This window comes from Pedobacter sp. 10L46_2 (assembly GCF_056395165.1).
In genome coordinates this window covers 1-4,368 of record NZ_JBFTIZ010000342.1, presented here as the reverse complement: position 1 = coordinate 4,368, position 4,368 = coordinate 1, and the positions used below count along the sequence as shown (strand labels likewise).

Genomic DNA, 4,368 nt, shown 5'->3' with positions numbered 1-4,368 from the left:
GTACAAAATCAGCTATCCATTTATCACCTTTTGCAGGGTCATATGCTAAAAGTACACTATCGGCCTTATCATCTTCAACAGTACGCTCTTTACTGGGCTCTTGTAATGTTGTGCTTTTTCTCGAATTTGAACAGGCAATAAATAAAAAGGCGGCCATTGAGGCCACTGCTAGAATATTACGATAACTCATGAATTGTGTGTACAGTTTAAAAGCCCGAAAATTAAGGAATAATAATGCTTTTAACGTAAAAGAGTTTTAAACATTGCAGGTTTTATTTTATTTGCGATTTTTTTTGAGGTTGTATTAAACATCTGACACTAAAGGGCTCTTTAAAAATTTTAAAAACCTTAAATTTGTAAACATAAAACTTAGAATACTATGAATTTTAGAATCGAACACGATACGATGGGTGAAGTACAAGTGCCTGCTGATAAATATTGGGGTGCTCAAACTGAACGTTCAAGAAATAACTTTAAGATTGGTCCTGAGGCCTCCATGCCAAAGGAAGTCATACATGCATTTGGTTATTTGAAAAAAGCTGCTGCCTTAGCCAATACTGAACTTGGTGTTTTAACAAAGGAGAAGGCTGAATTAATTGCAAAAGCGTGCGATGAAGTTGTAGCAGGTGGTTTAGATGATCAGTTTCCGTTAGTAATATGGCAAACGGGTTCAGGTACTCAAAGTAATATGAATGCCAATGAGGTAATCGCAAATCGTGCTCACGTTTTAAATGGCGGATTATTGGGTGATGATAAAAAGGTGCTTCATCCGAATGATGATGTAAATAAATCTCAGTCATCAAACGATACTTATCCTACAGCTATGCACATTGCCGCTTATAAACAAGCAGTTGAAATTACCATACCTGGATTAGAGAAATTGCGTAACACTTTACATAAAAAGACAATTGAATTTAATGATATCGTTAAAACAGGACGTACTCATTTTATGGATGCCACTCCTTTAACATTGGGTCAGGAGTTTTCCGGTTATGTTCAGCAAATAGACAACAGTGTCAGAGCGATAAAAAATGCTTTGGTAATGATTAGTGAACTAGCTTTAGGTGGAACGGCTGTTGGGACTGGTTTAAATACACCTAAGGGATATGACGTTCTTGTTGCTAAGAAAATTGCAGAATTAACAGGACTTCCTTTTGTAACTGCACCCAATAAATTTGAGGCATTAGCGGCTCACGATGCCATGGTTGAACTTTCTGCTGCTTACAAACGCACTGCTGTTTCTTTAATGAAGATTGCAAATGACGTAAGGATGCTAAGTTCTGGCCCCCGTTGTGGAATAGGTGAAATCATCATTCCAGATAACGAACCGGGATCATCTATTATGCCGGGTAAAGTTAATCCGACACAACCCGAAGCTATGACTATGGTGTGTGCTCAGGTAATGGGTAATGATGTTACAGTAGGTATCGGTGGAAGTAATGGCCATTTTGAGTTGAATGTTTTTAAACCTGTTATTGCTGCTAACGTTTTGCAATCAGGAAGGCTAATTGGTGATGCCTGTGTTTCATTTAATGATAAATGTGCGGAAGGAATTTTACCCAATTTACCGGAAATTAAGAAACATTTGCAAAATTCTTTGATGCTGGTTACTGCTTTGAATCCTCATGTTGGATATGAAAATGCTGCCAAGATTGCAAAAAAAGCACATAAAGAGAATAAAACCTTACGCGAAGCTTCCATAGAACTGGGCTTGCTTACCGGAGAGCAATTTGATGAGTGGGTTCGTCCGGAGGATATGGTAGGTAGCTTAAAATAGGGCATGACTAAATACCTATATACGTGGAGATTATTGTTTTCTGTGTTATTGTATTTATGCTTACTCTTCTCTTGTAGGAGAATGCCCAATGTACAAGGAGAAGGATCGCCAATTTTACAGGGGATTTGGAATCAAGATAGTATCCTAAACGCAGATCAATTACTGAATTATACACAATATAAATTCAAATTCACCTGTGATTCATTTTATGTAGACTTGGTTACCAATTCTAAAGTGAATTACTATGCTGATTCCTGTTTCAATAATGGAGTGTGGAAAGAATACGCTAAGGGAGTTTATCAGGTTAGAGCTGACAGTGTATTTTTGACAGGTACTTTCACGAAGTCTAATTATAAACAGAAGATTTCGGGATGTTACCAGATAGGACAATATATCAAAACCTTCAAAATTAAATTGGCAGACACAAGTAGGTTATTGCTTGAGGGTACTGATAATCAAAGAGAGGTTGATTTAAAGCGAGTAGAAAAAATAATTTGTACTCCGCAGAGCTTATAGAATAAATGCTGAGGAATTAAATTAGATAAAGATGAAAAGAGTAGGTAAGGTTTTTAGGATAATTATAGTTTTTGCTATAACTGCTTATATGCCATTAAGCGCAGGAGCCTGGGGAATGCTTGGCCATAGAATAGTAGGGCAGATAGCAGAAAGCCATTTAAGTAAGAGAGCAAAAAAAGGGATTAAAGGAGTGTTAGGTTATGAAAGCTTAGCTATGGCAAGTAACTGGGGCGATTTTATTAAATCGGATCCTTCTTATAATTATCTCTATAACTGGCATTTTGTAAACCTGCCTGGAGGATTGGATAAGCAAGGTGTATTTGACTTTTTAGATAAAGATACTGCTGCCAACGTATACAATAAAGTTCCAGAAATGATTTCTGTTTTGAAAAACAAACAGAGCACACCAGATCAGAAAAAACTTGCCATGCGCTTGTTAGTACATCTTGTTGGTGATTTAAATCAACCGATGCATACCGCCCGTAAAGAAGATTTAGGGGGTAACAGAGTTTTTGTTACCTGGTTTGGCGAGAAGTCCAATTTACATAGAGTATGGGACGAATCATTAATAGCGTATCAGGAGTTGAGTTACACAGAATATGCGAATGCTATTAATTATCCTAATGATGAACAATTGAGAGTTTGGAGAGACAGCTCTCTTAAAGATTTTGTATATGGATCTTACATGGCATGCAATAAAATTTACGAGAACACAAAACCTGAAGATAAGCTGAGTTATAAATACAACTTTGACTTTGTTAATCTGTTGAATGAGCAACTGCTAAAAGGAGGGGTTTGTTTGGCAAATATTCTTAATGATATTTATAAATAATGAAGATTCTAATGGTTTGCCTTGGTAACATTTGTCGCTCGCCATTGGCAGAGGGAGTTATGAGGCATTTGATTAATGAAGAAGGATTAGACTGGGAGGTTGCTTCGGCAGGAACAGGTGACTGGCATGTAAATCAGCCTGCTGATAAAAGGAGTATCGCTATTGCGAAAAACTTTGGGTATGATATTTCTACACAAAGGGCAAAACATTTCAATAAAAGCATGTTTAACGAATTCGACAGCATCCTTGTTATGGATAGAAATAACTTAAAGGACGTTCAGCGATTGGCAACAAGTGAAGAACAACGTAAAAAAGTAAAGTTGTTTTTAACTGACGAAAACGAAGTAACAGATCCATATTTCGACAATAATCTTTTTGAACCGGTGTTTTTAGAGATAGAGGCAAGATGTAAGGAATTGATTGAGGAGCTTAAGCGACGTATGTAAACCGATGCGTATTATGGAATCACCAAAATTATTTATGTTACTACTGGGCTGTACCCCTCCGGGCAGATATACGGAACAACATGATGTTTTCTTTACAGTAGGTAATTCATTAAAAGATATTAAAGAAGAAATTATTGCTTTTTGGCCGGAGGCAAATGGTAAAATACATATTGATGCCTGGCGAGAGGTAACAGAAGTTGATGGGTATCAGGTAAAAGTTGTAAGCAAAAAAGATGAACCTACTGCTGATAAACTTTTCTTTTTAAATTTAGGTGGTTATAAAAAAGGGGATTTCGACGAGCTTCACTATAAAATGCTAACTGTTTCTGATGAGAAGGCCACAGCTATTAAAAAGGCAAAAGAAACAGCTTTTTATAAACACGCTGGATTTGAAGGGGCTACATCACATATTGATGATAAGTATGGTGTAGATGTTGATGATGTGTTTGAAATTGAAGATATACTTCCAGCTAGCATTAAAAAAGATTATAAGTTAAAAATCAGTTTGGCAGTGGATACCCCAAAAGATGAAATACATTTAGGTTATCTTATACTAAGTAAGTTATAAGGAAATAAAAAAGGCCAGGAGATTCCCACGAATGGTCGGAAGAAATTCCGGCCATTTTTTATGTTTTGAAAAACAGACCAGGTTCACCGCCACACTGCACCACAATCAAGGCTATAGCTAAGTCTCTCACCTCCATTGCGAACCTTCGTTTTGAGGTCTTATAGCCTTGTTTATTCGCCTTTTTGTATATCAGAACGAGCATGCTCGTTATCAGGGTCATGTATAACAT

The 4,368-nt window shown here is 36.7% G+C and carries 5 protein-coding genes and 1 pseudogene; 5 read left to right on the top strand and 1 reads right to left on the bottom strand.

Going from position 1 to position 4,368, the window contains the following annotated elements; genetic code table 11:
- Window positions 1–190: pseudogene (locus AC1DDX_RS24430) on the bottom strand (serine hydrolase domain-containing protein); the annotation flags it as partial.
- 189 nt (window positions 191–379) lie between these two features.
- Here AC1DDX_RS24430 and fumC point away from each other — a divergent pair.
- Genes fumC through AC1DDX_RS24405 form a run of 5 tightly spaced genes read left to right on the top strand, consistent with a single transcriptional unit; the run spans window position 380 to window position 4,139 of the window.
- Window positions 380–1,777, top strand: coding sequence for a class II fumarate hydratase (gene fumC / locus AC1DDX_RS24425; RefSeq protein WP_172659187.1), 1,398 nt, complete (start codon window positions 380–382; stop codon window positions 1,775–1,777).
- A gap of 3 nt (window positions 1,778–1,780) precedes the next feature.
- Window positions 1,781–2,293 (top strand): fumarate hydratase, encoded by a 513-nt coding sequence (locus AC1DDX_RS24420; RefSeq protein ID WP_288884021.1) that lies wholly within the window; start codon window positions 1,781–1,783, stop codon window positions 2,291–2,293.
- Window positions 2,294–2,324: 31 nt separating this feature from the next.
- Window positions 2,325–3,125 (top strand): S1/P1 nuclease, encoded by an 801-nt coding sequence (locus tag AC1DDX_RS24415; RefSeq protein WP_172659185.1) that lies wholly within the window; start codon window positions 2,325–2,327, stop codon window positions 3,123–3,125.
- On the top strand, window positions 3,125–3,571 hold the full coding sequence (locus tag AC1DDX_RS24410) for a low molecular weight protein-tyrosine-phosphatase (protein WP_172659184.1): 447 nt from the start codon (window positions 3,125–3,127) through the stop codon (window positions 3,569–3,571). The genes AC1DDX_RS24415 and AC1DDX_RS24410 overlap by 1 nt, the downstream gene beginning before the upstream one ends.
- A gap of 13 nt (window positions 3,572–3,584) precedes the next feature.
- Window positions 3,585–4,139 carry a DUF1543 domain-containing protein gene (locus AC1DDX_RS24405; protein WP_172659183.1) on the top strand — a complete coding sequence of 185 codons (555 nt, stop codon included), beginning with the start codon at window positions 3,585–3,587 and terminating at the stop codon, window positions 4,137–4,139.
- The last annotated feature ends 229 nt before the right edge of the window (window positions 4,140–4,368 follow it).